The following is a 23,613-nucleotide window of genomic DNA, read 5'->3' on the forward strand; positions in this document are numbered from 1 at the left end:
ATCATGAAAGTTTTCATCGTTTCATTTACATTGATACTATGCTACTTTTATATTTCAAATAGTTATGTATTCCCATGGGAAAAGCAAAACGTCATAGAAACAACACTTGAATGGGGTGGCTTAAATAAATTACCTAATGAAATTAAAAATCTAACAATAGAAAAAAGAGGAAATCCATTTACTCGTCAATTTATAATTGATTTTGAAGTAAATAATCCTAATGAAATAGATTTGTGGATAAAACAATCTAAAAGGCTTAAGGATAATTTTCCTAAGATAAAGGGTAACGTAAAAATCTATGAAGTTTATCCAGGAGAACAAAAATCTATAGGTGGCACTGTAGAAATTCAAGGAGAGAAAGTCAGAATTAATATGAGTTGGAGCTAAGTTTGTTTCAATTATCGATTTAACTCTAAGTAAAAATAAAAGCTTGCCTAATTAGGCAAGCTTTTATTTTGAAAAATTGTATCTAAATTACATTTTCATTGTTTCTTTTTTACTTTCTTCTTTACCAACCGATAACATGTTTGCAAATAATTTATATGCTCCGGAAACTCCTGCTGGTAACTCTCTAAAGAAACTTAAACCAGTATACATGTAATTTCCTTTACCATATTTAGCTATTAATAAACTTCCTGTTTTGGTTGATTCTCCTTTATCACTCATGGATAATATAGGTGTAAACTCTTTCCCCCATTGATTTGGAAAATACAAACCTCTTTCTTGTACCCAACCATTAAAATCAGACTCAGAGACTTTATTTGGATAATTTAATATTGAATGATTTTTAGCTAACATCGTAACTTTAGCATGCTCATCAGTAACTCTATCTCTCGATAATTTTAGTTCAAAAGGAGCTTTTACATCCACTCTCCTACTGGTATTATACTGAACAATCATATTTCCACCGTTCTTAACATAATCAAGTAAATACTTTTGCTTGAATTGTAATTCAGGTAATACATTATAAGCACGTATTCCTACTACTACAGCATCAAATTCTTCTAAATTCTTATCGTTAATATCTTTTGGATTAATCTCTATAACATCATAACCTATTTGACGTAAACTTTCAGGAACAGCATCACCAGAACCTTGAATATAAGCAATTCTTTTTCCTTGCTTTTTAATATTTAAACGCACCATTTTTGCTTCCGATGGCAATAAAACTGATTGTTTTGGTATATGCTCATAATTAATTTCAACCAATTCCTTATCAAAAGATTCTCCATCTACTTTCGCAACTGCTTTTAAAACTACTTCTGATTGTGCATTTGGCGGTGTTACTTTAAAATCAACTACCTGCACATCCCCTTTTTGTTCTATATTAAAAGAAACTTCATTAGGTGACACTTGCCATCCATTAGGCACTTGTAAAGAAACAGTTCCTTTTACATCCTTTGCTCCAGAACGTACTTCTAATGATACTTTTTGTGAATGTTCTTCTGAAAAGATCACTACTTTGTTTTTTAATTTAGTAGTTACTTTGGGAAGTATCTCAAATGGTTCATAAATTTCACCTTTATCTCTTTGAGAATATCTGTGTACAACTGGAATTGTAAATGATATTTCTTTGTCCTCTATTAATAAATTATATTGTACTTGAATTGGTCTCTTTGTTTCAGGATTCCCAATAACTTTTTTGTCAGCAACTTTGTACATCCCTAAATCCCAAGGAGTACTTAACCAATAAGGAGATGAATAATCTAAAGCTCCAATAGTAATATTTTCTTTGAAGTTTTTCTTTGAATTAGGTGCTAAGTCTAATCCTTTTTTTATTTCATTACCTCCTGGTAAAATTTTTATCGATGCTAACTCCATAGAAATTTTACTTCTATTTAGTACTTCAAAATTCACGTTTACCACACTATTAGGAGTTGTGCTAGAACTATTAGCTGATGCTTCTAAATATAATCCTGCACAAGCTTTGATTATAGCTTTAAGTTCTTTACTTTTTATTTTTTTCCAGTGTTCGTCTTTTAAGTTTTGAACTAACTCATATGCTTTTAATAAAGCTGGTAGATGTTTAGAAGGATTAACAAAATCAAAATTTTCTTCAACCTTATATAAAATGTCTCCAATATCTCCTCCTCCTTCTACTCTATTCCAAGTAGTATTGATTCCAGAGAAAATATCTTTTTTATCTTTAGGAAAATCTCCTTTTAAAAATTCAACATATTCAGTTTGAGAACCACGAGTTGTTAAACGCCCAAATCCTTGACATAAATGCTGACTACTAGCAATAGAAGCTAACTCATTATTAGATAAACCTTTTAAAGGATAGTAAGTTCCTATATCAAAGCTTAACATTTTACTTTTATCTGCTTTTGCAAAATTTTCTCTACTTCCATAAAACCACCAAGAAGTATTGAAAAATAATCGCTTAGGCTGCCAAACACTTGTATTTTTTAATTGGTTTGGATATTTCGTTTTATCATTAGCTAAATCAAATGCTTCTACACTTAGCATTGCTGAAGATGTATGATGACCATGTGTTGTACCTGGAGTTCTATGATTAAAACGATTGATAATTACGTCTGGTTTAAATGTACGAATAGCCCAAACTACATCGGCTAAAACTTTGTCTTTATCCCAAATTTCTAAGGTCTCATCTGGATGTTTAGAGTACCCAAAATCGTTAGCTCTTGAAAAGCGTTGCTCTCCTCCATCTACACTTCTTGCTGCTAATAATTCCTGAGTTCTTATTACACCTAACAACTCTCTTATTTCAGGGCCTATTAAGTTTTGACCTCCATCTCCTCGTGTTAACGATAAATATGCTGTTCTGGCTTTTTCATGATTAGCTAAATAAGCTATTAAACGAGTATTCTCATCATCAGGATGTGCTGCTACATATAATGCAGAACCTAAAAAATTAAGTTTCTGTATTTTTTCATAAATCTGATTTGATGATAGTTTTTGAGGTTTTTGTGCTAATATTGATAGGGATATCAATAAAAAAGAAAAACAAAAAAGTGTTTTTTTGTACATTTTTAACGTTTTGATTGGCTAACAAATGTAACTTTTTTAGTTTGAGATTCTATCAAATTAACAAAACGCTAACATTTTTTAATTCAAAAAATACTCATCCTTAAAACCTATAAGATATAATTTTTCTTGAGCTCTTGTAACCGCTGTGTACAACCATCTTAAGTATTCTACACTTGGTCCATCTGGTAAATAAGGTTGTTCAATAAAAACAGTATTCCATTGCCCTCCTTGTGATTTATGACAAGTCATAGCGTATGAAAACTTAACTTGTAAAGCATTAAAATATTTGTTCTTTTTCACCCCCATAAACTGTTTATATTTTGATTTCTCGTGAGCAAAATCCTCTTTTACCGCTTCATATAATTTATTAGACTCTTCATATGTTAATGAAGGACTCTCACTCGAAAGTGTATCTAAAAGTAATACTGTATCAAAAGGTTTCATATCAGGATAATCAATCATACGAATCTCTACTTCAGCAAATTTAAACCCATATAATTCCTTAATAGAATTTATACGCATTACTTCACAAATATCTCCATTAGCTATAAATCCGGCAGAAGAAGAATCTTTTAACCAGTAATAATTATTTTTTACCACCATTACATAATCTCCTGTAGAAATTTCATTCTCTTGTCCTCTAATTCTAGTTCTTATTTGTTCGTTATATTGATTAGCTCTTTTATTAGATCTAACTATAATTGCAGTATCTTCAACCCCTAAATCACCGTCGTAGGCCATAGTTATAGCATCTTGAATATCATAACTATCTTCTAAACGAATAATATCTGGGAAGTTTAAATCAAACTTAAAATGAGTTGCATCATTTTGTACTAACAAACGTAAATCGGTAGCGTTAGCTAAAATTCCCGAATCCTCTTGTTGCCTAACTACTTCATCTAATTCAATCTCTGTTACATCTTTATTATATTGAAACGAAAGATTATCTGCCTCTAAAGCTGGACTCACTGTTAATTTTACAGGAGGTAACTGTGCAGTATCACCTATAAAAACAATTTTACAATTTTTACCAGAGTATACATATGATATTAAATCATCTAACAATGAACCATTTTCAAATAGTTTTGCGTTTTGTCTATCGTCAGAAATCATAGAGGCTTCATCTACTATAAAAATAGTATTAGAATGCTTGTTAGGTTGCATAACAAAACTTACCCCTCCATTACTCTGTTTTTTTGGAAAATATATTTTTTTATGTATTGTAAATGCTTGTCTTTTAGAATAACCAGCAATTACTTTTGCTGCACGTCCAGTTGGTGCCAATAACACTGCCTTTTTTCCTGCCTTCCACAAATTATGAACTACAGTACTAATAATTGTTGTTTTTCCTGTTCCTGCATATCCTTTTAATAAAAAAAGGGCGCGATTATTGCTATCAAAAATAAAATGCGTTAACGTATCTAATAACTCCGTTTGTTTTTGAGTAGGTTCGTACGGAAATTTTTGTAATATTTCTTTATAAAAATTGGGTGCTGACTCTATCATATTTCAAATAATCGTCAAAGATAAATGTATTTATAGATAATTATTTTCATGATTGAAAAAAAATTGTAGATTTGCGTATATCATATATTAAAAACAAAAAAAATGAATTTATTATTAATGATTTTGGCAGCTGTTGTGGTTGCAATTCTTTTAGCTTTTCTTATCGTTAAGTTTGTACCACTGAAAATGAGATGGTTAATTTCTATATTATTATTAGCTGCTACTGCTTTTTTAGTATATAAAATTTATGGAGGTATTATGGAGCCTATTAATTTTGCTAAAAACAAAAAGGTGAAATATGCTAAAGTTATTGAGAATTTAAAATTAATTCGTGACGCCGAGGTAAAATATAAAGAGGTTCACAAAGTTTATACGGATAGTAAAGATTCTTTAATTAACTTTATAGAAAACGGAAAATTAGCTTTAACTGAAACTAAAAACGTTGAAGAAAAAGTAGACCGTGGAGGAGGAATTTTTATTACTATTTCAAAAAAGCAAATTGATACTATTGGTTATGAGCCAGTATCAAAATATTTTGAAGGAAAAGATTATAAAGGAATGTTTAATGTTCCTGGTACTGATAAAGAATTCCAATTAGCTATTGGTAGAGTAGAAAAAGTAGCAGGGTTATTAGTTCCTGTATTTGAAGCTAAAGCAGATAAAGCTTCAATCTTAAAAGGAATGAGTCCTTCTTTAGTTAAGCAAGAGTTAGAAGCTATAGAAACTGACCAAATTAAAGGTGAATTTGTTTCTGTTGGATCTTTAGAAGAAGTAACTACTGGTGGTAACTGGCCTCCTTACTACGATAAAGCTGAAGCACTTGCAAAAAAAGAGTAAAAAAATAAGCGCCTTAGCGCAGCATAAAACTCTATCCATCCAATTTAGTTTGGATGGATTTTCTTTTTGTATCTCTAATTCAGATACTAAAGAACCTATTGTTTTTACACAATATATTTTTGATAAACCTTTATCTTCACCAGAAGCTTTATTGAATGAAGTCATAAATATTTTTGCTACAGACAAAGATTTACAACAAGATTTTACTTCTATCTTTGCAATACACCAAAATAATTTATCTACGATTGTACCAGATAAATATTTTGATAAAAACAATTTAGATTCTTATTTAAAATATACAGTAAAAACACTTTCTACAGATTTAATTGCATATGATTCTATAGATAAAATGAATGCTCATACCGTCTATATCCCCTATGTAAATATTAATAATTATTTATTCCAAAACTTTGGAGAGTTTGAATTCAAACATCATTCTACTGTATTAATCAATAAACTTTTAAAACACGTAGAAAACAGCTCTAAACAGTCGTTTTTTGTACATGTGTCAGTAAATCAATTAGACATTATAGTTTTTGAAAAGAATTCTTTAAAACTTCATAATTCTTTTTCTTTCCAAACGAAAGAAGATTTTATCTATTATATATTGTTTATTGCTGAACAATTAGAAATGGATCCTAATGAATTTGAATTGAGTTTTATAGGAGATATTGAAAAAGAGTCAGAATTATATGATATTACTTATAATTATGTTCGTAATATTAATTTTATCAATTCAAAATCTGGTTTTTTCACCAACAGTACAGATTTTTTAACACACACAAATTTTATTCTAGTATCCTAATGCGAATTATTTCAGGAAAATATAAAAGCAAACGAATTTCTGCCCCAAAAAACTTACCTGTTCGTCCTACGACTGACATGGCTAAAGAATCATTATTTAATATTTTAAATAACTTATACTATTTCGAAAATATATCTGTAATAGATTTATTTGCTGGAACTGGAAACATTAGTTATGAATTTGCTTCTCGCGGAACTGAAACAATTTATGCTGTAGATGCTAATTATGGATGTATAAAATTTATAAATCAAACTTCTAAAGAGCTTGATTTAAACATAAACACCTATAAAAGTGACGTTTATAAATTTATAGAAAAAACACCTTTAAAGTCAGATGTAGTTTTTGCAGATCCTCCATACGACTTTGAAACTTCTCAATTTTTAAAAATAGCTGATCTTGTTTTTGAAAAAGAACTTTTAAACGAAGATGGAATTTTAATTATTGAACATTCTAAGCATACCGACTTAACAGAACACCCAAAACATAGTTATGACAAGCGTTATGGTGGAAATGTTTTTAGTTTTTTTGAATATTAAATCTTACTTCAACTATATAAACTTACCAATTAACTTAGGATAACTCCCATTTATCGAAAAAAGAAGAATTAAACTATTAATAACCTTAATTTAATTCTCGCATAACACTAAACTTATAATATGGGATTTAAAATTACACATTCTGACGGGCATTTGCATTTAAACGGGGAGTTAAATATAAATAATCTCTCTTTTGTTAAGAAAAATGTAAATTCTTACTTTAAAAAAAACGAGTCAATAGTTTTAGATATTGATAATGTAACTGAAATAGACCCACACGCTATTGATTACATTATAAAATTGTATCAAAAAGCTAAAACTTTAGAAAAAAAATTTCTTTTTTATGGAAAAGGATCTAGAGATATTATTGACGAATTACAATATAGAAATATCGAATAAATAAAAAAGAGAGCTAAATAGCTCTCTTTTTTATTTTTATGAATACATTTTGTTTCTTAACTCTTTTACTTTAGGATCAGCTAAGTAATCGTCAAAAGTAGAATATTTGTCAATTACTCCTTTTGGGGTAATTTCTATAATTCTATTCGCTACTGTTTGCGCAAACTCGTGGTCATGTGTTGAAAATAACACAGTTCCTTTGAAGTTTATTAATGAATTGTTCAATGCTTGAATCGACTCTAAATCTAAGTGATTTGTTGGTTCATCTAACATTACAATATTAGCACGAGTCATCATCATTCTAGATAGCATACAACGTACTTTTTCTCCTCCTGACAACACATTACTCTTTTTTAATGCTTCTTCTCCAGAGAAAATCATTTTCCCTAAGAAACCTCTTAAAAACACTTCTTCTCTCTCCTCTTCTGTTTTAGCGTACTGACGTAACCAATCTACTAAATTCAATTCTCCATTTTGAAAGAAACTAGAGTTATCAGCTGGTAAATACGATTGTGTTGTAGTAACACCCCAAGCATATTTTCCAGTATCTGCTTCTTCATTTCCAGAGATAATTTGATAAAAAGCTGTTACTGCTTTTGAATTTCTAGAAATAATAGCGACTTTATCTCCTCTATTTAAATTGATATCTACATTTGCAAATAAATCTTCACCTTCAAATGACTTAGATAATCCTTCGATATTTAAAATTTGATCTCCTGCTTCTCTATCTCTATCAAAAATAATTGCTGGATAACGACGTGAAGATGGCTTGATTTCATCCACATTTAACTTCTCTATCATTTTTTTACGAGAAGTTGCTTGTTTAGATTTAGCAACGTTTGCAGAAAAACGACGAATAAACTCTTCTAATTCTTTCTTTTTATCTTCTGCTTTTTTGTTTTGTTGTGCTCTTTGTTTAGCAGCTAATTGAGAAGATTCATACCAGAATGTATAATTTCCCGAATAATGATTGATTTTTCCAAAATCTATATCAGAAATATGCGTACATACCGCGTCTAAAAAGTGACGGTCGTGCGATACTACGATTACAGTATTTTCATAATTTGCTAAGAAATTTTCTAACCAAGCAATAGTTTCGAAATCTAAATCGTTCGTAGGCTCATCCATTATTAGTACATCTGGATTTCCAAATAATGCTTGAGCTAATAATACACGTACTTTTTTCTTAGAATCTAAATCTGCTAATAATGTATAATGATCTTCTTCTTTTATTCCTAAGTTAGATAACATTGTTGCTGCTGAAGAATCTGCATTCCATCCATCCATTTCTTCAAAACGAACTTGTAATTCTCCAATTTTCTCTGCATTTTCATCAGAATAATCAGCATATAAAGCATCTATTTCAGACTTTATTTTGTATAACTCTTTATTTCCTTTCAAAACAGCTTCTAAAGCAGTAAACTCATCAAAAGCATAATGATCTTGAGTTAAAACTGACATTCTCTTCCCTGGCTCTAAATGAACATGGCCAGATGTTGCTTCTTGTTTTCCTGATAAAATCTTTAAAAAAGTAGACTTTCCTGCTCCATTTGCTCCGATAATTCCGTAGCAATTTCCCTGAGTAAATTTAGTATTTACTTCATCAAATAAAACACGTTTACCAAACTGAACTGATAAATTAGAAACTGTTAACATTTATATTTTTTTAAATTTCCGTGCAAAAGTAAAAAATATACCAACGCAAAAAGAATTTGCAAGGAAATATTTAACATCTTACTTTTGACCCTTTTAATTCTTTTAACAACGAATTAACAGCTTGATTATATAGAGATGTCTATTTTTGAATACTATATCTTTATCAAGATAACAACAAAAACATGACTAGAAATTTTATATACATAATTTTAATCATATTTATTGGATGTAAAGATTCAAAACCCCCAAAATCAACCTATTTTGGTGGTAAAATCATTAATCCAAAGTGTAGTTACGTCATACTTTCTGATAATTACAATTTTAACGACACTATTTACCTAAAAAAAGACAATAGTTTCATTGGCAACTATAAAGATTTAAAAGAAGGTTTATATTTCTTTACTCATGGTCCTGAGCACCAATATATTTATCTAGAACCAAAAGATAGTTTACTTTTCCGTTTAAATACTTGGGATTTTGATGAGTCATTAGTGTTTAGTGGTAAAAATGCTGAACGTAATAATATTCTAATTGAAGCTTTTTTACAAACTGAACAAGAAGACAAATATATTTCTAAGTTTTATAAACTACCTCAAGATGAGTTTTTAAGAAAAGTTGATTCTCTTAAAGAAATTAGACAAAAAATTATTGATAACTACAAAAATAAAAACAATAATATCTCTGAAAAATTTAAAGAGATACTTAATGTTGCTTTATTGTACCCTATCTATAATTATAAAGAAAAATACGCTATACATAATTATGCTAAAGAAACACCTGAAAAATTAGTTGATTCTTATTTTAATCATCGTAATAATATTAGTGCTAAAAAAGACTCTTTAATTTTTTATGGTCCTTATTACAGGTTTATAAAAGATAAATTATATAATGATGTTTATCTTAAAAAGTTAAATTCTAATCCAGAGAATTTTACAGCTGATTTATTAAAAAACATTGATTCTGAAATTACTTCTGAAGAAATAAAAAACAAATTATTGTATAACACAATGATTCGTCATTTCTTCGAAGATCCTAAAAACAAGAATGAAGCATTTTTTACTTTTTTTAAGTTAAATACAGATATTGATCAGAAAAAAAATATCCAACGATTAAAAAATGATCTTAAAGTATTAAACAATGGTGAAAAAATTCCATCATTTGATTTAATAAATGCTAGAGGAGAAGTAAAAAACATTTCAAAAATAATTAAAGGGAAAAGTACAGTTCTTTTATTTAAAAACTATAGATATGCTTCTGATGAATGGGTATCTTCTCGTATAAACTACTTGATCAAAAACAATCCTAATATAAAATTTGTGGTTGTTAACTTATGTAGTGACTTTAAAAGATACACTAAAAATGTAGACATTAAATATCAATATACTTTACCTGCTAAGAGTGCTGTTTGTAATTTTTCTTCAAGTAAATTCCCTCGTATGCTACTAATTAATAAGAATGGTATCATTGTCAATGGATACACAAGTTTATCAGCAAAAGATATAAACCTGCAAGTCAACAACTTACAAAAAACAAAATAACACACTATAATTCATTTATTTAGTGTACTTTTGCGCCGTCCAAAATCTCACTAAGAGATATTTTATATTAATTTAGAATTCGCGGAGGGGCATCTGTGAGTTCTCTAAAAACCACAGTATGTCAAAATTTTTAGATTTAGGTTTGAAAGAACCTATCAATAAGGCTTTAATGGATTTAGGTTACGAAAATCCAACCGTAATTCAAGAAAAAGCAATTCCACAAATTATTTCTTCAAAAGAAGATTTAAAAGCATTTGCACAAACAGGTACAGGAAAAACTGCTGCTTTTAGTTTACCTATTATAGAATTAGCTGATCAAACAAGTTTAAATACTCAGGCTATTATCCTGTCTCCTACTCGTGAATTAGCTGTTCAAATAGGTAGAAACATTGAAGATTTTTCAAAATACTTACCTAACTTAAAAGTAGCTACTGTTTATGGTGGTGCTAATATCGAAGAACAAATTAAGAAACTTAAAAGAGGAGCTCAAATTGTAGTTGGTACTCCAGGAAGAACTGTTGACTTAATTAAAAGAAGAGCTTTAAAACTTGGAAATGTTCAATGGTTAGTACTTGATGAGGCTGACGAAATGTTAAACATGGGGTTCAAAGATGAGTTAGATCAAATCTTAGAAACTACTCCAGAAACTAAACAAACTTTATTATTCTCTGCTACTTTCCCAAGAGAAGTTGAAGCAATAGCTCGTAATTATATGTCTAATCCTGCTGAAATTACTTCAGGACAAAAAAATCAAGGATCAGACAATGTAAGTCACGAATATTATTTAGTAAATGAAAAAACTCGCTACCCTGCTTTAAAAAGAGTAGCTGACTTAAATCCAAATATTTACGCTATTGTATTTTGTAGAACTCGAAGAGAGACACAAGAAGTTGCAAACAACTTGATTCGTGATGGTTATAATGCCGATGCTTTGCATGGTGACTTATCACAAGGACAACGTGATAGCGTTATGGATAAGTTCCGTAAAAAAACTATTCAAATATTAGTAGCTACAGATGTTGCTGCTCGTGGTTTAGATGTAAATAACCTAACACATGTTATCAATCATAAGTTACCAGATCAAATAGAGAATTATAATCACCGTAGCGGTAGAACTGGTAGAGCTGGTAATAAAGGAGTTTCTATTGCTTTAGTTAGCAGAAAGGAACAAGGAAGATTACGTCCTATTGAGCGTATTCTTAAAAAGAAATTTATTCACACACCTGTTCCTTCTGGTAAAGAAATATGCCACAATCAATTATTCCATTTAATCGATAAGGTTCATAATACAGAAGTAAATACTGAACAAATCAATGGTTTCTTACCTAGTATTTATGAAAAACTAGAAGGTTTATCTCGTGAAGAATTAATTCAGAAATTTGTTTCTTTAGAATTTAACACCTTTTTATCTTACTACGAAAACGCTCCTGATTTAAATAATTTATCATCAAGAGAAAATTCAAGAGGTAGATCTACTAATGAGAACATGACTCGTTTCTTCATTAATTTAGGTAGAAAAGATAAATTAAACCCAGCTAAATTAATAGGTTTAATCAATGATCAGAACATTACTGATAAAATTGAAATTGGAGCCATTGATATTTTAGATACCTTTTCTTTCTTCGAAATTGATAAGAATTTTGAAAAGGAAACTTTAGATACTTTTAGTGCTAATAATCCTGATTTTAACGGTAGAACTGTTAATATTGAAATTACTAAATCTGACCGTGGTGGTAGAAAACCTCGTAGAAATGGAGGTGGTAAATTTAGCGGAAAAAGAAGAAGTAGCGACAATAGAGATAACAACAACAAAGGTGGATTTGGTAGAAGACGTAATAACGATAGTTCTAACAATTCATCTAGAAGAAGTAATAATAGAGCTTCTGCTGGATTTGGAAGAAAACGTAGAAGAGATTAATTCCATATCATATATACATAAAAAAACAGCTCAAATGAGCTGTTTTTTTTATGTATAATTACAGTTTTTAATATCTACAAAGTACTATTGATTCCCTAATATTATAGGCATTCCACTTTTACCAGCTCCTATTAAAACCACTTTACTATTAGGTGATTCTGATAATTTTAAAGTAGCTTCTATCCCTTTTTCTTGTAAAATCTTATCTGTTAACGAAGCACTTAAAATTTTATTCGCAATGGCTTTACCTTCTGCATCAATTTTTTGTCTTTCAGCTTCTTTCTTTGCCTTTGCTAATCTAAACTCATATTCTAAAGATTCTTGCTCTTGCTTTAACTTTGTTTCAATTGCTGTTCTAATCGTATTTGGTAATTTTACATCTTCAACTAAAACTCTTTTTACGATTAAGAACTGATCTTTTAAAACTGTTTTTACTTCATCTAAAATTTCTTGTTCAATTACATCTCTTTTACTTGAATATAATTGTTCAGGAGTATAACGTCCAACTACACTTCTTGCTGCTGCATTAATTGCTGGGTCTAATAATTCACGCTCGTAATCTTCTCCTTTTGTTTTAATTAACATCCCTAAGTTATTAAACTCTGGCTCATACCATATTGTTCCATTAACTTTTACTTCTAATCCATTTACAGAAAGCACATTCATTTCGTCTGATACTGATTGTTGACGTACTTTTCTTATAATCATCTTATTCCAAGGGGCTACAATATGAAATCCTTCTCCATATGTTTTCTCTGTATTAATACCATCTCCTAAAGTTTCAAATATAACTCCTCCCTCTCCAGGTCCTATTGTTACTGTTGATTTAGAAAATATAATTATTACTACAACGGCAATTATACCCAGTAAAAAAAGCCCTTTAGGTAATTGTAAATCTAATTGTTGTCTATTATTCATGTCTGTTTTTATTTATATCAAAAATACTGAATTAATTCTCTAAACTGAATAACTGTATGCTTTAAAAGAATATTTTATTGAGGTGTCTTAGTTAATATTTCTAAAACACCTCTAAAATTCTTATTTAGTGTGCATGTCCATCCATTCCACCTCCTTGTTGTAACAATTTCCCTTTTAAGAAATGAGCTCCTTTCGAAACTACCTTTATATTATAATTGTTATTCTGAATCGTTTTTATCTCTGTAAAACCATTATCTGTATTACCTAACGTAACTTCTAAAGGAATAAAATCTTTATTATTTTCTGACATGAAAATAAAATTTTCTCCTTCATTATCTATAATCGCTTCTTCTGGAACTGCAAATACCTCATTACCATCCAGTAAAACTTGTGCGTTGATAAACATTCCAGATTTTAAACGGTTTTGTTCGTCTTCAAAATGCCCATGAACATTTACTGTTTTAGTCTTATCATCTACTTTTTGGCTTATTAATTTTATATAGCCTTCATAAGAAACATCTAATCCTGAAGGTTTAAAAATAAAAGTATCTCCTTTTTTAACTTTTATAATATCAGTTCCAAAAACATTCAATTCAGCGTGCATATGATCGTTATCTATAATCTCCATCATTTCACTATTGGCTGCTAAAAACATCCCTTTATTTAAATTGTTTTCAACAATATACCCCTCTATTGGGGCCTTTACATAAACATACTGTTGAATTCCATTTTTTGCTACAGTTTGCGGCGATAATCCAGCCATTTTTAATTGAGAAGCATAACTACTAGCTAAACTCTTTGCTGAACGATAAATTCCTTCTGTTATTTGAAATGATTTCTTAGAAGTTATATCGTTTTCTAATAACATTTTTTTACGCTCATAATCAGCTTTGGCTACATTTAATTTATTAATTGCTTCTAAATATGCATACTGCAAATTGATAAAATTAGGATGTTGTAATACTGCTATCGTTTGCCCTTCACTAACTCTATCCCCAGGCAACAAATCTGTTTTAAATACAAAGGCTTCCATAGGTGCATATACAGTTGCTTTACTTTGAGGTGGTACCTCTATTGTTCCCGTTACTTCTATTCGATCTCTAATTTTCTTTTTACCAATACTTTCAACCTTAATTTTTGCCGTTTCAAACTGGGCTTTTGTTAAATGTATCTCATTTTCATTATGATTATCCTTTACTGAAGAAGACTTTGCTTCTTTGTTTTTATCTTCTTTAGCATGATCATGTCCTGAATGATCTTCTTTACAACTAATGGTTATTATTGTAATTAATATTAAAATGATTTTTTTCATATTATAATGTCTTTTAACTCTATAATTCTTAAGAGTTTTATAGATTAATTCTTATTCTTTAGTATAAAACTCGTATGCTATTACGGTTTGATTGTAATTATTTATAAGTAATAAATAATTCTGCATCACTTGAAAATAGGCATTAAAACTCTGGTTATATTGATAAGCATTAATTTCTCCAGACTTGTATGCTATTTCTAATTTTTCAATAAATTTTTCTGCTTGCTTTTTTGTTTCTTCAATACTTAAAAGTTCGCTTTCTAAATACTTTATTTGATTTTGTAAACTTTTAAAATTGTTTTGAATTGCTATTTTTTTCGATTCATTTTCAAAAACTATCTCTTCTTTAAGAATCTTTTGCTTTTTAATTTTTGCATTATTTGACCAAAATGACAATGGAATATTGACTCCTACATTGAAACCTGTATAGGCATTATTATTCCCCGTTTTTCTATTGATAACTCCCGCTTTTAACTCTGGAAAATAAATAGCTTTTGCTGTAGAAATACTTCTCTCTGCCACTTTGTTACTTTTTTCTAACGCCTGTAAAAACGTATCTGAAAGTGTATCTTTCTGAATTGAAATCTCTTTTTTCTTTGGAAATTTAGTCGCTGGAACTATTGCTGATGTCAATTGTAATAATTCTTTTAACTGATTCTCTACCAATAAAAAATCTTTATAAACTTTATTCTTCTGAGATTGTACTCCTAAAGATTGAATTGTTGTTAAATCATTTTCTAAACCGCCTATTTCTCCAGATTTATGTAACTTTTTAGCTATACTCTTTATTTGATTAGTATTATCTTGTTGTTCTTCCATTAGAGAAATCAATCCAAATAAATAATGCCATTCTTGGTATAGCTTTTTTACTCTTGTTATCGTTTCTTTTTTAGATACTTCTCTTAAAGATTTTGCTAAATCAAGTTTTGATTTTGCTAATTTTCTTTTTTGAATATGTGATAATATTGAACCGAAATTTTGATTTATAGCCCACTCCTGCTCTGTTAAACCTGGTGCTATTCCTACATCCTGATATTGTACTGATGTTGGGTTTAATGCAATAGCACCAGAAATTGCTGCTTTACTTTTATCTACATTTAAATTTGCCTTCTTCAATAAAACATCTTTTTTCAAAACCATGTTTATAGCTTCATTCTCTGTTAGCTTGTGAGGAATTTCTTGAGCTGTTATTATCGATACACTAAATAATAAAATAAGAACTGTTACTGCTTTATTAAACGCTACCTTTTTAACTTTTACTGTTTCAAAAATCATATATAAAACAGGTAATATTAATAGGGTTAATAGTGTTGCAGATATTAAGCCACCAATTACCACAGTAGCTAATGGCTTTTGAACTTCTGCTCCTGCCGATGAAGAAATTGCCATTGGTAAAAAACCAAGAGAGGCTACAGCTGCTGTCATTATTACGGGTCTTAATCGAATAGAGGTTCCCTTTTTAACTATTTCTTTTAAATCGGTTAAACCATCTTTCTTTAAACGATTAAACTCCACTATTAACACAATACCATTCAATACGGCTACTCCAAATAAAGCGATAAACCCTATCCCTGCCGATATTGAAAATGGCATATCTCGTAACCATAAAGCGTAGATTCCACCTATAGCCGACATTGGAATTGCTGTATAAATTAAAATACTTTGCTTAATTGATTTAAACGTTATGTATAATAATAGAAATATTAGTAATAAAGCTACTGGTACTGCTATTCCTAAACGAGCACGAGCTTCTTCTAAATTTTTAAAAGTACCTCCATAAGTAATATAATAACCTGGATCAAACTGAATTTTACTATTTACTTTCTGCTTTAACTCTGCTACTATACTTGCTACATCACGTCCCCTAACATTAAATCCTACTGTTATTCTACGTTTTGCATCATCTCGTTGTATCTGATTTGGACCAGTTTCAAAATTAATTGTTGCTACATTGGATAATGGTATTTGAACTCCATTAGGTGTTGTTATATACAATTTTCGAATATCTTCGATATTATCTCTATTCTCTTTTGCCAATCGAACTACCAAATCAAAACGCTTCTCCCCTTCATATACATACCCTGCATTTTGTCCAGCAAATGCCGCATTAATAGCTGTATTTACATCAGAAATATTCAAACCATAATAAGCTAATTGACTACGATTATAATCTATAACTATTTGTTTTAAACCAGTTACTTTTTCAACATACAAATCTTCTGCTCCAGCTACTTCAGGAATAATATTATTCAATTTATTGGCATATTTTACTAACTTATTTAAGTCTTCACCATAAATCTTTAATACTACATCTTGTCTTGCTCCGGTCATTAACTCATTAAAACGCATTTGTATAGGTTGTTGGAATCCATAGGAAACTCCTAACATATTATCTTCTAATACTTTTTGCATTTTATTAGTCAATTCATTTTTTGTCTTAGCCTTTGTCCATTTCTCTTTATCTTTTAAAATAATTATAATATCGGAAGCTTCAATAGGCATAGGATCAGTAGGGATTTCTGATGAACCAATTCTACTTACAATTTGTTCTATTTCATCTGGAAATTCTTTTAATAATAGCTCTGATGATTTATTAGATGCATCAATAGTATAAGACAACGAACTTCCTGTAGATACTACTGTTTGTACCGCTAAATCACCTTCATCTAATGAAGGGATAAATTCAGAACCCATTCTTGAAAATGTAAACAAACTCAACCCGAAAATAGCTACTGCTATAATGATTACTTTTTTCTGATTATTTAGCACTAATTCAAGCAAGGGTGAATATGCTCTTTGTATCGATTCTATTATTTTATCAGAAATATTTTTCTTGTTATTAATTGTCTTTTTTAAGATCAATGCGCTCATCATAGGCACATAGGTTAAGGACAAAATAAAGGCTCCTAGTATTGCAAAACTTACTGTCATAGCCATAGGCTTAAACATTTTACCTTCAATACCTACCAATGCTAAAATTGGCAAATACACTATTAAAATAATAATTTCTCCAAAGGCTGCACTAGTTCTAATTTTCGAAGCAGAATTATATACTTCTTCATCCATTTGCTCTTGTGAAAGTTTTTCTCCTGACTTTTTTAAGCCTAAATAATGCAAAGTAGCTTCTACAATAATTACAGAACCATCTACAATAATTCCAAAATCAATAGCTCCTAAACTCATTAAATTTCCCGAAACTCCAAAAACATTCATTAAACTAATTGCGAATAGCATTGCTAGTGGAATTACAGATGCTACTATTAACCCTGCCCTTAGATTTCCTAATAATAACACAAGGATAAATATGACTATTAATGCACCTTCTACAAGATTAGTAGCTACAGTATTAATTGCTTTATCAACTAGCTTCGTTCTGTCTAAAAATGGTTTAATTGCCACACCTTCAGGCAAACTATTTTCTATTTGAACAATTCGCTCTTTTACATCTTTAATTACTTTTGAGGAGTTTGCTCCTTTTAACATCATTACTATGGCTCCTACAACTTCTCCATCTGTATTTCTAGTCATCGCTCCATAGCGTACAGCATGCCCTAATTGAACTTTCCCTATATCTTTTATCAAAATAGGTGCACCATTTTTAGTGTTTTTAATAACTATATTTTTGATATCTTCTGGTTTATTAATTAAACCTTCACTTCTAATAAAATATGCTTTCGGGTTTTTATCAATATAAGCTCCTCCTGTATTTTGATTGTTTTTCGCTAATGCTTCATAAACTTCACTAATACTTACATTCAAAGCTTGTAATCGCTCTGGTTGAATCGCAACTTCGTATTGCTTTAAAAAACCTCCAAAACTACTCACGTCTGCTACGCCTTCTATTCCTAATAATTGACGTCGAACTATCCAATCCTGAATAGAACGCAGTTCCATTGCTGAATACTGCTTCTCAAAACCTTTTTTAGCATATAATGTATATTGATATATTTCTCCTAAACCTGTGGTTACTGGTGCCATTTCTGGAGTTCCTACTCCATCTGGTATTTGATTTTTAGCTTCAACAAGTCGTTCACTTATTTGTTGACGTGCCCAATAAATATCTACGTTATCTTTAAATACAACAGTTACTACACTTAGACCAAATCGAGAAAAAGACCTTACTTCTTCTATATCTGGAATACTTGACATGGTTAACTCTATTGGAAAAGTTACTAAACGCTCTATATCTTGAGCCGATTGTGATGGTGCTGAAGTAATTATTTGCACCTGATTATTAGTAATGTCTGGTACTGCATCTATTGGTAATTGTTTTAATGAATATATTCCCCAACCAATTAATGCGAATACCAAAGCTCCAATAATCAATTTATTTTTAATTGAAAATTTTATGATATTATCTAACATTTTTCATGTGTTTAATTCTATTTTAATACGATATGTTCCCGATTTATCTATAAATCCGGTATAGCAGATTTTAACTCTTGTAAATACAAGAATTATAAACTGTTAAACTTTAAAATGTTGAATTAAACCCTAGGAGGTTGGAAAAGTTCATCTAAATAATTAGATGCTTTTAAATGTTTGCTAAAAAGTATTTTCTTTTTTGCTTGAAGTGGTTTTACAAATAAATAATTAAATTCTTTTGTAATAATAGCATTAGATATTCCTAATAAAATACAGTGATGATGATGCTCTCTATTTCTTTCTTCCTCTGTGTCGTTTTCATGGTGAGAATCGTGATGCGCACTATCCATAGCTCCAATATGACTTTCCGTAACATCTTCATCAAAAATAATAGCATCTGTATGTGCTTGTACTGATGGTACAAACAATATTAAGATTAACATTATGATACTAGTATTTTTCAAACTGAATCTTTTAGGCTAGTTACAAAATTATAAAAAATATAATAATTCCTTTCTAAAAAGCTATTTAAGTTCTTTTCTTACTAATAGAAAAACCTGCATTCTTCAGAGCGAATACAGGTTTTTATACTAATGATATTAATATCTATTACTTCTTTTAGCGCTTCTATTTCTATCAGAAGGTTTTTGATTGAATTTATATACAAAACTCAATGAAAATCGTTGAGCATTTCTACTTCTATCTTGATAAATTGAAAAATTATTACCTATAATCTCTTCTCTAGATCTTCTTGTATCTAAAGCATTATAAACATTAAAAATTAAACTTCCTTTATTATTGAATATACTTTTTTGTAAACCAAAATTTAAATTTGTTATAGGTTTTGATTTAGTTTGTGCGTTACGTTCTTCTCCTTGGTGAAAAACTCGTGTTTGTAATCCTAATGTTTTAAATGGTCTTAAATTCATTGTTAAATTGGTAAACCAAGTATTACTAGAAAAATCAGCTACTTGATTGTTTAACATCCCTTTTTGTTGAAATCTATACGCATTAAAATCTCCTGAAAAACGTAACCATTTTAATGGATTATAAGATGCTGATAGCTCTACTCCATAACGTTTTTCATTATCTAAATTTACTGGTGACTGAATAAAAACGCCTTCATTATTTTGTACTGTTTCGTATTGAAATGCATTATTGGTATCCGAATAATAAACAGAAGGATTCAACTGAAATTTATTTCCTCTATACATTATTGAAAGCTCTATTGCATCCGTAAATGATGGTCTTAATGCTGGGTTTCCTGTAAACCTAGAAGTAAAATCTTTTAATTGAAAAAATGGATTTAACTGCCATAATGATGGACGTCCTATTCTTTTACTATAATTGATTTGTCCACTTAAGTTTTCTTTAAATTCATAACCTAAAGTAGCTGATGGAAATAAATTTGTATACGTATCTTTTAAATTTAACGTAACATCTGAAGCGTCAATATCAATTTTAGTGTTTTCTATTCTCAATCCTAACTGATAATTAATTTTTCCTTTTTTTGAATTTATTTGTGCGTAGCTAGACAATATTTTTTCTTTATAATCTAATTGATTATTAATGTTATCTATTATTTCAAACTGACCATTGATTAATTCTTCTGCCAAAAATTCATTTGTAATAGTTCTATTCTCAAACTTCGCTCCTATTTCTAAATTTGTTTGCTCGCTTAATGGTGTTGTAAAATCTGATTGAATTACAATATCATCTGTACTTCCCTTTCCTTTAGTTTGTATTGTTGTTTGAGCAATAATAGTTGTAGGAAATTTTTCATCTGTTTGTAAATACCAATCTTTTTCACTATTCCAAAAATCATATTGAAAATCAATTGTTAGCTTTTGTCCTTTTTTAGCAAAGTTTTTTGTGTAATTTGCTTCTAATTGATTGTAATCTCTTTCTTCTACAGAGTTACCAATAGTTTGTAAGGATTGTGTTAAAACTCCAGAGTTAGAAAAATCAAAGAATAAGTTGGTTACATCAGTATCTTTAGTTTCGTTTCTATAATAAGCTATGGTGACTGTATTTTTATCATTTATATAATAGTCGGTACCAAAATAAAACAACTGTCCATCATCATGCCTGTCTTCATCTTCACTTTGGTTTAAAAAAGTAGTTACATTATTATCTGTAGTAGTTTGTTTCTTAAAATACTCTCCTTCATAATCAGTATATCTAATTCCTAAATTTGTAAAAAAATTGAATTTATCCGCTTTATAATTTAAATTCCCTATTGCTCTATAATCATCTGGAATCCCAGCAACTAAACGTACTTGACCATTTAATCCTGATTTTCTATTCTTTTTAAGTATAATATTAATAATTCCTGCTGAACCTGATGCATCATATTTTGCTGATGGATTGGTAATTACTTCTATACTTTCTATAACCTCTGCTGATAATTGTTCTAACGCTTGCGATTGTGATAAAGCTGAACGTCTTCCATTAATCATTACCTGTACATTTGCATTTCCTCGTAAACTTACTGTTCCTGTAGGACTTACATTTACAGAAGGCACATTACTTAATACATCAGAGGCAGATCCACTTTGTGAAGTAATATCTTTTCCTACTCTAAATACTTTTTTACCCAATTTTAACGATACTTCTGATGTTTCTGCTTTAACTACTACTTCATCAAGTGTTTTAGTATCTTCTTTAACTGTAATACTTCCTAAATTAACTGTACTTTGCTCTTTTGTAATTTTTACTTTTCTCTCAACAGTTACAAAACCTATGTATTGAATTTCTAAATTATAATCACCAACCTTTACTTTAGAGAAGGTAAATCCCCCTTTATCATCGGTTACAACTCCTTCTATTAAATTATTCGTAGCATCTTTAAGTACAACTGTTGCGTAAGGTAATGTTTCGTTTGAAGCATCTATAACTTTTCCTAAAATTTTTCCGTTGCTAGATTGTTTTTGAGCTACTACTGAAATACTAAAAAGTAAACAGAAGAATAGATTCATAAGTGGTTTCATATTTTGTGAGTTTTAATTTTCATCAAAAATGAATAGAAAATTCTCCCTTTTCATTTAAAACTATGTGAACTGCTCTAACAATTTGCAAACTGCTCTAAAAACACTTTTATTTCGTTTACTTTTACCATACAATTAATATTCATGAAAAAACTATTCTATCTCATCCTTTTGTTATCTGCTATCTCTTGTAAATATGAATTCAAAAGATATAAGCATAAAGACAAGATGTATAAAATTCAAAGAAATTTTTTATTCAAAAATGGAGACAATCCGCTATGGGCCACAAAAGATTTTGATGATAGTAATTGGAATATTGAAAATAAAGTTCCTAAAGGAGATGATATTTTTTGGACTAGAAAAATAATTAATATAACTAAAGTTCCTGATTCTCTACAATTAATAGGTATAAACATCAATGCTTTTGGAGCATATGAAGTGTTTTGGGATGGTGTTTTAATAGGTAGAAATGGAAAACCTGGAAATGAATTAAACAATGAGAAAACCGGAAGAACAACCGATAGATATCTAATCCCAAATAACTTACTTGAATTAGGAAACCATACTTTAGCCTTACGAATGTCGCAACTTTACGAAAAAGGAGCTCCTCGTGGAATTTATATATACATAAAAGATTATAACGAACTAGTTACCGATAAGTTAAAAGATACTATTTATATCAATATTTTGGCTGGAGCATTTTTACTGGCTACTATTTATTATTTCTTTTTATACATAAGTGATAGGAAGCAATACACAATGTTGTTATTTAGTATTTCTAGCTTTTTATTTTTCTTACTAATTATACTAGAATATATTAAGTTTTACATTCCAATACACTATTCACATTTCGTTTTACGTTTAGAAGCTATTGGTTATTTAACTTTATTCATATCCTTTATAGTTCCTTATTATTTTTCTGTACAGTTCACTTTTCCTTTCCGAAAATGGTTTTTCTTAGCGTATAGTATTTTTTTAATATGGATTCATCAGTATTACTCACCTTCATATGATTATACAGCTTTATTTTTGGCTCAGATGATGTGGCTCTCTTCTACTCTAATTATCTGTTACGCTATATACAAAAAACAGAAAGCCGCTATTGTTGTTTTATTTGGTTTATTATTGAGTTTTACTGTATATAAAATATCCATTTTCGATGTAAGCTTATTTGTAAGTTTTGCTATTATTTCTTTATGTATGTTTTATATATTATCAATAAAACTAAAAGAGCAAAGACTCGCTTTTGAACATACAATAGCTGAATCTACTAGATTAAAATATGAATTATTAAAAAAGAAAATACAGCCTCATTTTTTAATGAATACCTTAACTTCTTTAATTGATTGGGTTGAAGAAGCTCCTGATAAAGGCGTTGAATTTATTGAAGCTTTAGCAGGCGAGTTTGATTTATTAAATCAAGTAGAAAATGAAACTTTAATTCCAATTTCTCAAGAAATAAAGCTATGTAAAAGTCATCTGAATATTATGAGGTATAGGAAAGAAATAGAATACCTTTGGGAAGATGAAGGTGTTTTAAATGATGATTCTCAAACCATTCCTCCTGCTATTATTCATACTTTACTTGAAAATAGTATTACACATTGTTTACCTCTTAAAAACAACTCTATGCGTTTTAAATTGGTCGTAGAAACAAGTGATAATAAACAAAAATACACCTTTCTAACCTATGCTAAAGTTAGAAACTCTCAAAAAGATAGATCAGACGGAACTGGTTTTAAATATATTAAAGCACGTTTAACCGAGAGTTATAAAAACAATTGGAACTTTAGTTCTGAACCCACTGAAAATGGATGGAAAAATGTAATAACGATTATAAAATAG

16 protein-coding genes are annotated in these 23,613 nt (G+C 29.4%); 8 read left to right on the forward strand and 8 right to left on the reverse strand.

Features of this window, described 5'->3' with window-relative positions; genetic code table 11:
- The first annotated feature begins 3 nt into the window (after positions 1–3).
- On the forward strand, positions 4–387 hold the full coding sequence (locus ACOQN8_RS15810) for a hypothetical protein (protein ID WP_420553404.1): 384 nt from the start codon (positions 4–6) through the stop codon (positions 385–387).
- An 87-nt stretch (positions 388–474) separates the two neighbouring features.
- On the opposite strand, the gene ACOQN8_RS15815 is transcribed toward ACOQN8_RS15810, so the two are convergent.
- Together ACOQN8_RS15815 and ACOQN8_RS15820 are read right to left on the reverse strand one after the other, a co-directional pair.
- The gene (locus tag ACOQN8_RS15815; RefSeq protein ID WP_420553405.1) at positions 475–2,991 is read right to left on the reverse strand and encodes a PIG-L family deacetylase; all 2,517 of its coding nucleotides are present in this window, start codon (positions 2,989–2,991) and stop codon (positions 475–477) included.
- Positions 2,992–3,069: 78 nt separating this feature from the next.
- On the reverse strand, positions 3,070–4,497 hold the full coding sequence (locus ACOQN8_RS15820; RefSeq protein WP_420553406.1) for an ATP-dependent DNA helicase: 1,428 nt from the start codon (positions 4,495–4,497) through the stop codon (positions 3,070–3,072).
- A 102-nt stretch (positions 4,498–4,599) separates the two neighbouring features.
- Between ACOQN8_RS15820 and ACOQN8_RS15825 the strand changes: the two genes are divergently transcribed.
- From ACOQN8_RS15825 to ACOQN8_RS15840, 4 genes are all read left to right on the forward strand, one after another.
- Positions 4,600–5,334, forward strand: a complete 735-nt coding sequence (locus ACOQN8_RS15825; RefSeq protein ID WP_272149355.1) for a hypothetical protein — start codon at positions 4,600–4,602, stop codon at positions 5,332–5,334.
- A complete protein-coding gene (locus ACOQN8_RS15830; RefSeq protein WP_420553407.1) occupies positions 5,318–6,139 on the forward strand; it encodes a DUF3822 family protein in 822 nt (273 codons plus the stop codon). Before ACOQN8_RS15825 ends, ACOQN8_RS15830 begins: the two co-directional genes overlap by 17 nt.
- The gene (locus tag ACOQN8_RS15835; RefSeq protein WP_420553408.1) at positions 6,139–6,675 is read left to right on the forward strand and encodes an RsmD family RNA methyltransferase; all 537 of its coding nucleotides are present in this window, start codon (positions 6,139–6,141) and stop codon (positions 6,673–6,675) included. Before ACOQN8_RS15830 ends, ACOQN8_RS15835 begins: the two co-directional genes overlap by 1 nt.
- Before the next feature lie 120 nt (positions 6,676–6,795).
- Positions 6,796–7,074: an STAS domain-containing protein gene (locus ACOQN8_RS15840; RefSeq protein ID WP_420553409.1), complete on the forward strand. Its 279-nt coding sequence runs from the start codon at positions 6,796–6,798 to the stop codon at positions 7,072–7,074.
- Between the two features lie 36 nt (positions 7,075–7,110).
- Here the strand turns inward: ACOQN8_RS15840 and ACOQN8_RS15845 are convergent, their stop codons facing one another.
- Positions 7,111–8,730 carry an ABC-F family ATP-binding cassette domain-containing protein gene (locus tag ACOQN8_RS15845; protein WP_272149359.1) on the reverse strand — a complete coding sequence of 540 codons (1,620 nt, stop codon included), beginning with the start codon at positions 8,728–8,730 and terminating at the stop codon, positions 7,111–7,113.
- A 182-nt stretch (positions 8,731–8,912) separates the two neighbouring features.
- Here ACOQN8_RS15845 and ACOQN8_RS15850 point away from each other — a divergent pair, with 182 nt between their 5' ends.
- Both ACOQN8_RS15850 and ACOQN8_RS15855 read left to right on the forward strand, forming a co-directional pair.
- Entirely contained in the window at positions 8,913–10,268 is a 1,356-nt protein-coding gene (locus tag ACOQN8_RS15850) for a TlpA family protein disulfide reductase (RefSeq protein WP_420553410.1), read from the forward strand.
- A 118-nt stretch (positions 10,269–10,386) separates the two neighbouring features.
- Positions 10,387–12,186, forward strand: coding sequence for a DEAD/DEAH box helicase (locus ACOQN8_RS15855; protein WP_420553411.1), 1,800 nt, complete (start codon positions 10,387–10,389; stop codon positions 12,184–12,186).
- An 84-nt stretch (positions 12,187–12,270) separates the two neighbouring features.
- Here ACOQN8_RS15855 and ACOQN8_RS15860 read toward each other — a convergent pair whose 3' ends face one another.
- The 5 genes from ACOQN8_RS15860 to ACOQN8_RS15880 all read right to left on the reverse strand — a co-directional run bounded on the left by ACOQN8_RS15860 (position 12,271) and on the right by ACOQN8_RS15880 (position 21,771).
- Entirely contained in the window at positions 12,271–13,104 is an 834-nt protein-coding gene (locus tag ACOQN8_RS15860) for a prohibitin family protein (protein ID WP_150898515.1), read from the reverse strand.
- A gap of 124 nt (positions 13,105–13,228) precedes the next feature.
- Positions 13,229–14,416: an efflux RND transporter periplasmic adaptor subunit gene (locus ACOQN8_RS15865; RefSeq protein ID WP_420553412.1), complete on the reverse strand. Its 1,188-nt coding sequence runs from the start codon at positions 14,414–14,416 to the stop codon at positions 13,229–13,231.
- A 51-nt stretch (positions 14,417–14,467) separates the two neighbouring features.
- On the reverse strand, positions 14,468–18,781 hold the full coding sequence (locus ACOQN8_RS15870; protein WP_420553413.1) for a CusA/CzcA family heavy metal efflux RND transporter: 4,314 nt from the start codon (positions 18,779–18,781) through the stop codon (positions 14,468–14,470).
- Positions 18,782–18,903: 122 nt separating this feature from the next.
- Positions 18,904–19,245 (reverse strand): hypothetical protein, encoded by a 342-nt coding sequence (locus tag ACOQN8_RS15875; RefSeq protein ID WP_420553414.1) that lies wholly within the window; start codon positions 19,243–19,245, stop codon positions 18,904–18,906.
- Between the two features lie 135 nt (positions 19,246–19,380).
- Positions 19,381–21,771, reverse strand: coding sequence for a TonB-dependent receptor (locus ACOQN8_RS15880; RefSeq protein ID WP_420553415.1), 2,391 nt, complete (start codon positions 21,769–21,771; stop codon positions 19,381–19,383).
- A 141-nt stretch (positions 21,772–21,912) separates the two neighbouring features.
- Here ACOQN8_RS15880 and ACOQN8_RS15885 point away from each other — a divergent pair, with 141 nt between their 5' ends.
- A complete protein-coding gene (locus ACOQN8_RS15885) occupies positions 21,913–23,613 on the forward strand; it encodes a histidine kinase (protein ID WP_420553416.1) in 1,701 nt (566 codons plus the stop codon).

The sequence above is a fragment of the Tenacibaculum aiptasiae genome (genome assembly GCF_965221665.1).
Taxonomy (GTDB): Bacteria; Bacteroidota; Bacteroidia; order Flavobacteriales; family Flavobacteriaceae; genus Polaribacter; species Polaribacter aiptasiae.

Bases quoted from the DNA above. Each gene is read 5' to 3' on its own strand.
- ACOQN8_RS15810 (WP_420553404.1), top strand. From the start codon at position 4: ATGAAAGTTTTCATCGTTTCATTTACATTGATACTATGCTACTTTTAT.
- ACOQN8_RS15815 (WP_420553405.1), bottom strand. From the start codon at position 2,991: ATGTACAAAAAAACACTTTTTTGTTTTTCTTTTTTATTGATATCCCTA.
- ACOQN8_RS15820 (WP_420553406.1), bottom strand. From the start codon at position 4,497: ATGATAGAGTCAGCACCCAATTTTTATAAAGAAATATTACAAAAATTT.
- ACOQN8_RS15825 (WP_272149355.1), top strand. From the start codon at position 4,600: ATGAATTTATTATTAATGATTTTGGCAGCTGTTGTGGTTGCAATTCTT.
- ACOQN8_RS15835 (WP_420553408.1), top strand. From the start codon at position 6,139: ATGCGAATTATTTCAGGAAAATATAAAAGCAAACGAATTTCTGCCCCA.
- ACOQN8_RS15840 (WP_420553409.1), top strand. From the start codon at position 6,796: ATGGGATTTAAAATTACACATTCTGACGGGCATTTGCATTTAAACGGG.
- ACOQN8_RS15845 (WP_272149359.1), bottom strand. From the start codon at position 8,730: ATGTTAACAGTTTCTAATTTATCAGTTCAGTTTGGTAAACGTGTTTTA.
- ACOQN8_RS15850 (WP_420553410.1), top strand. From the start codon at position 8,913: ATGACTAGAAATTTTATATACATAATTTTAATCATATTTATTGGATGT.
- ACOQN8_RS15855 (WP_420553411.1), top strand. From the start codon at position 10,387: ATGTCAAAATTTTTAGATTTAGGTTTGAAAGAACCTATCAATAAGGCT.
- ACOQN8_RS15860 (WP_150898515.1), bottom strand. From the start codon at position 13,104: ATGAATAATAGACAACAATTAGATTTACAATTACCTAAAGGGCTTTTT.
- ACOQN8_RS15865 (WP_420553412.1), bottom strand. From the start codon at position 14,416: ATGAAAAAAATCATTTTAATATTAATTACAATAATAACCATTAGTTGT.
- ACOQN8_RS15870 (WP_420553413.1), bottom strand. From the start codon at position 18,781: ATGTTAGATAATATCATAAAATTTTCAATTAAAAATAAATTGATTATT.
- ACOQN8_RS15880 (WP_420553415.1), bottom strand. From the start codon at position 21,771: ATGAAACCACTTATGAATCTATTCTTCTGTTTACTTTTTAGTATTTCA.
- ACOQN8_RS15885 (WP_420553416.1), top strand. From the start codon at position 21,913: ATGAAAAAACTATTCTATCTCATCCTTTTGTTATCTGCTATCTCTTGT.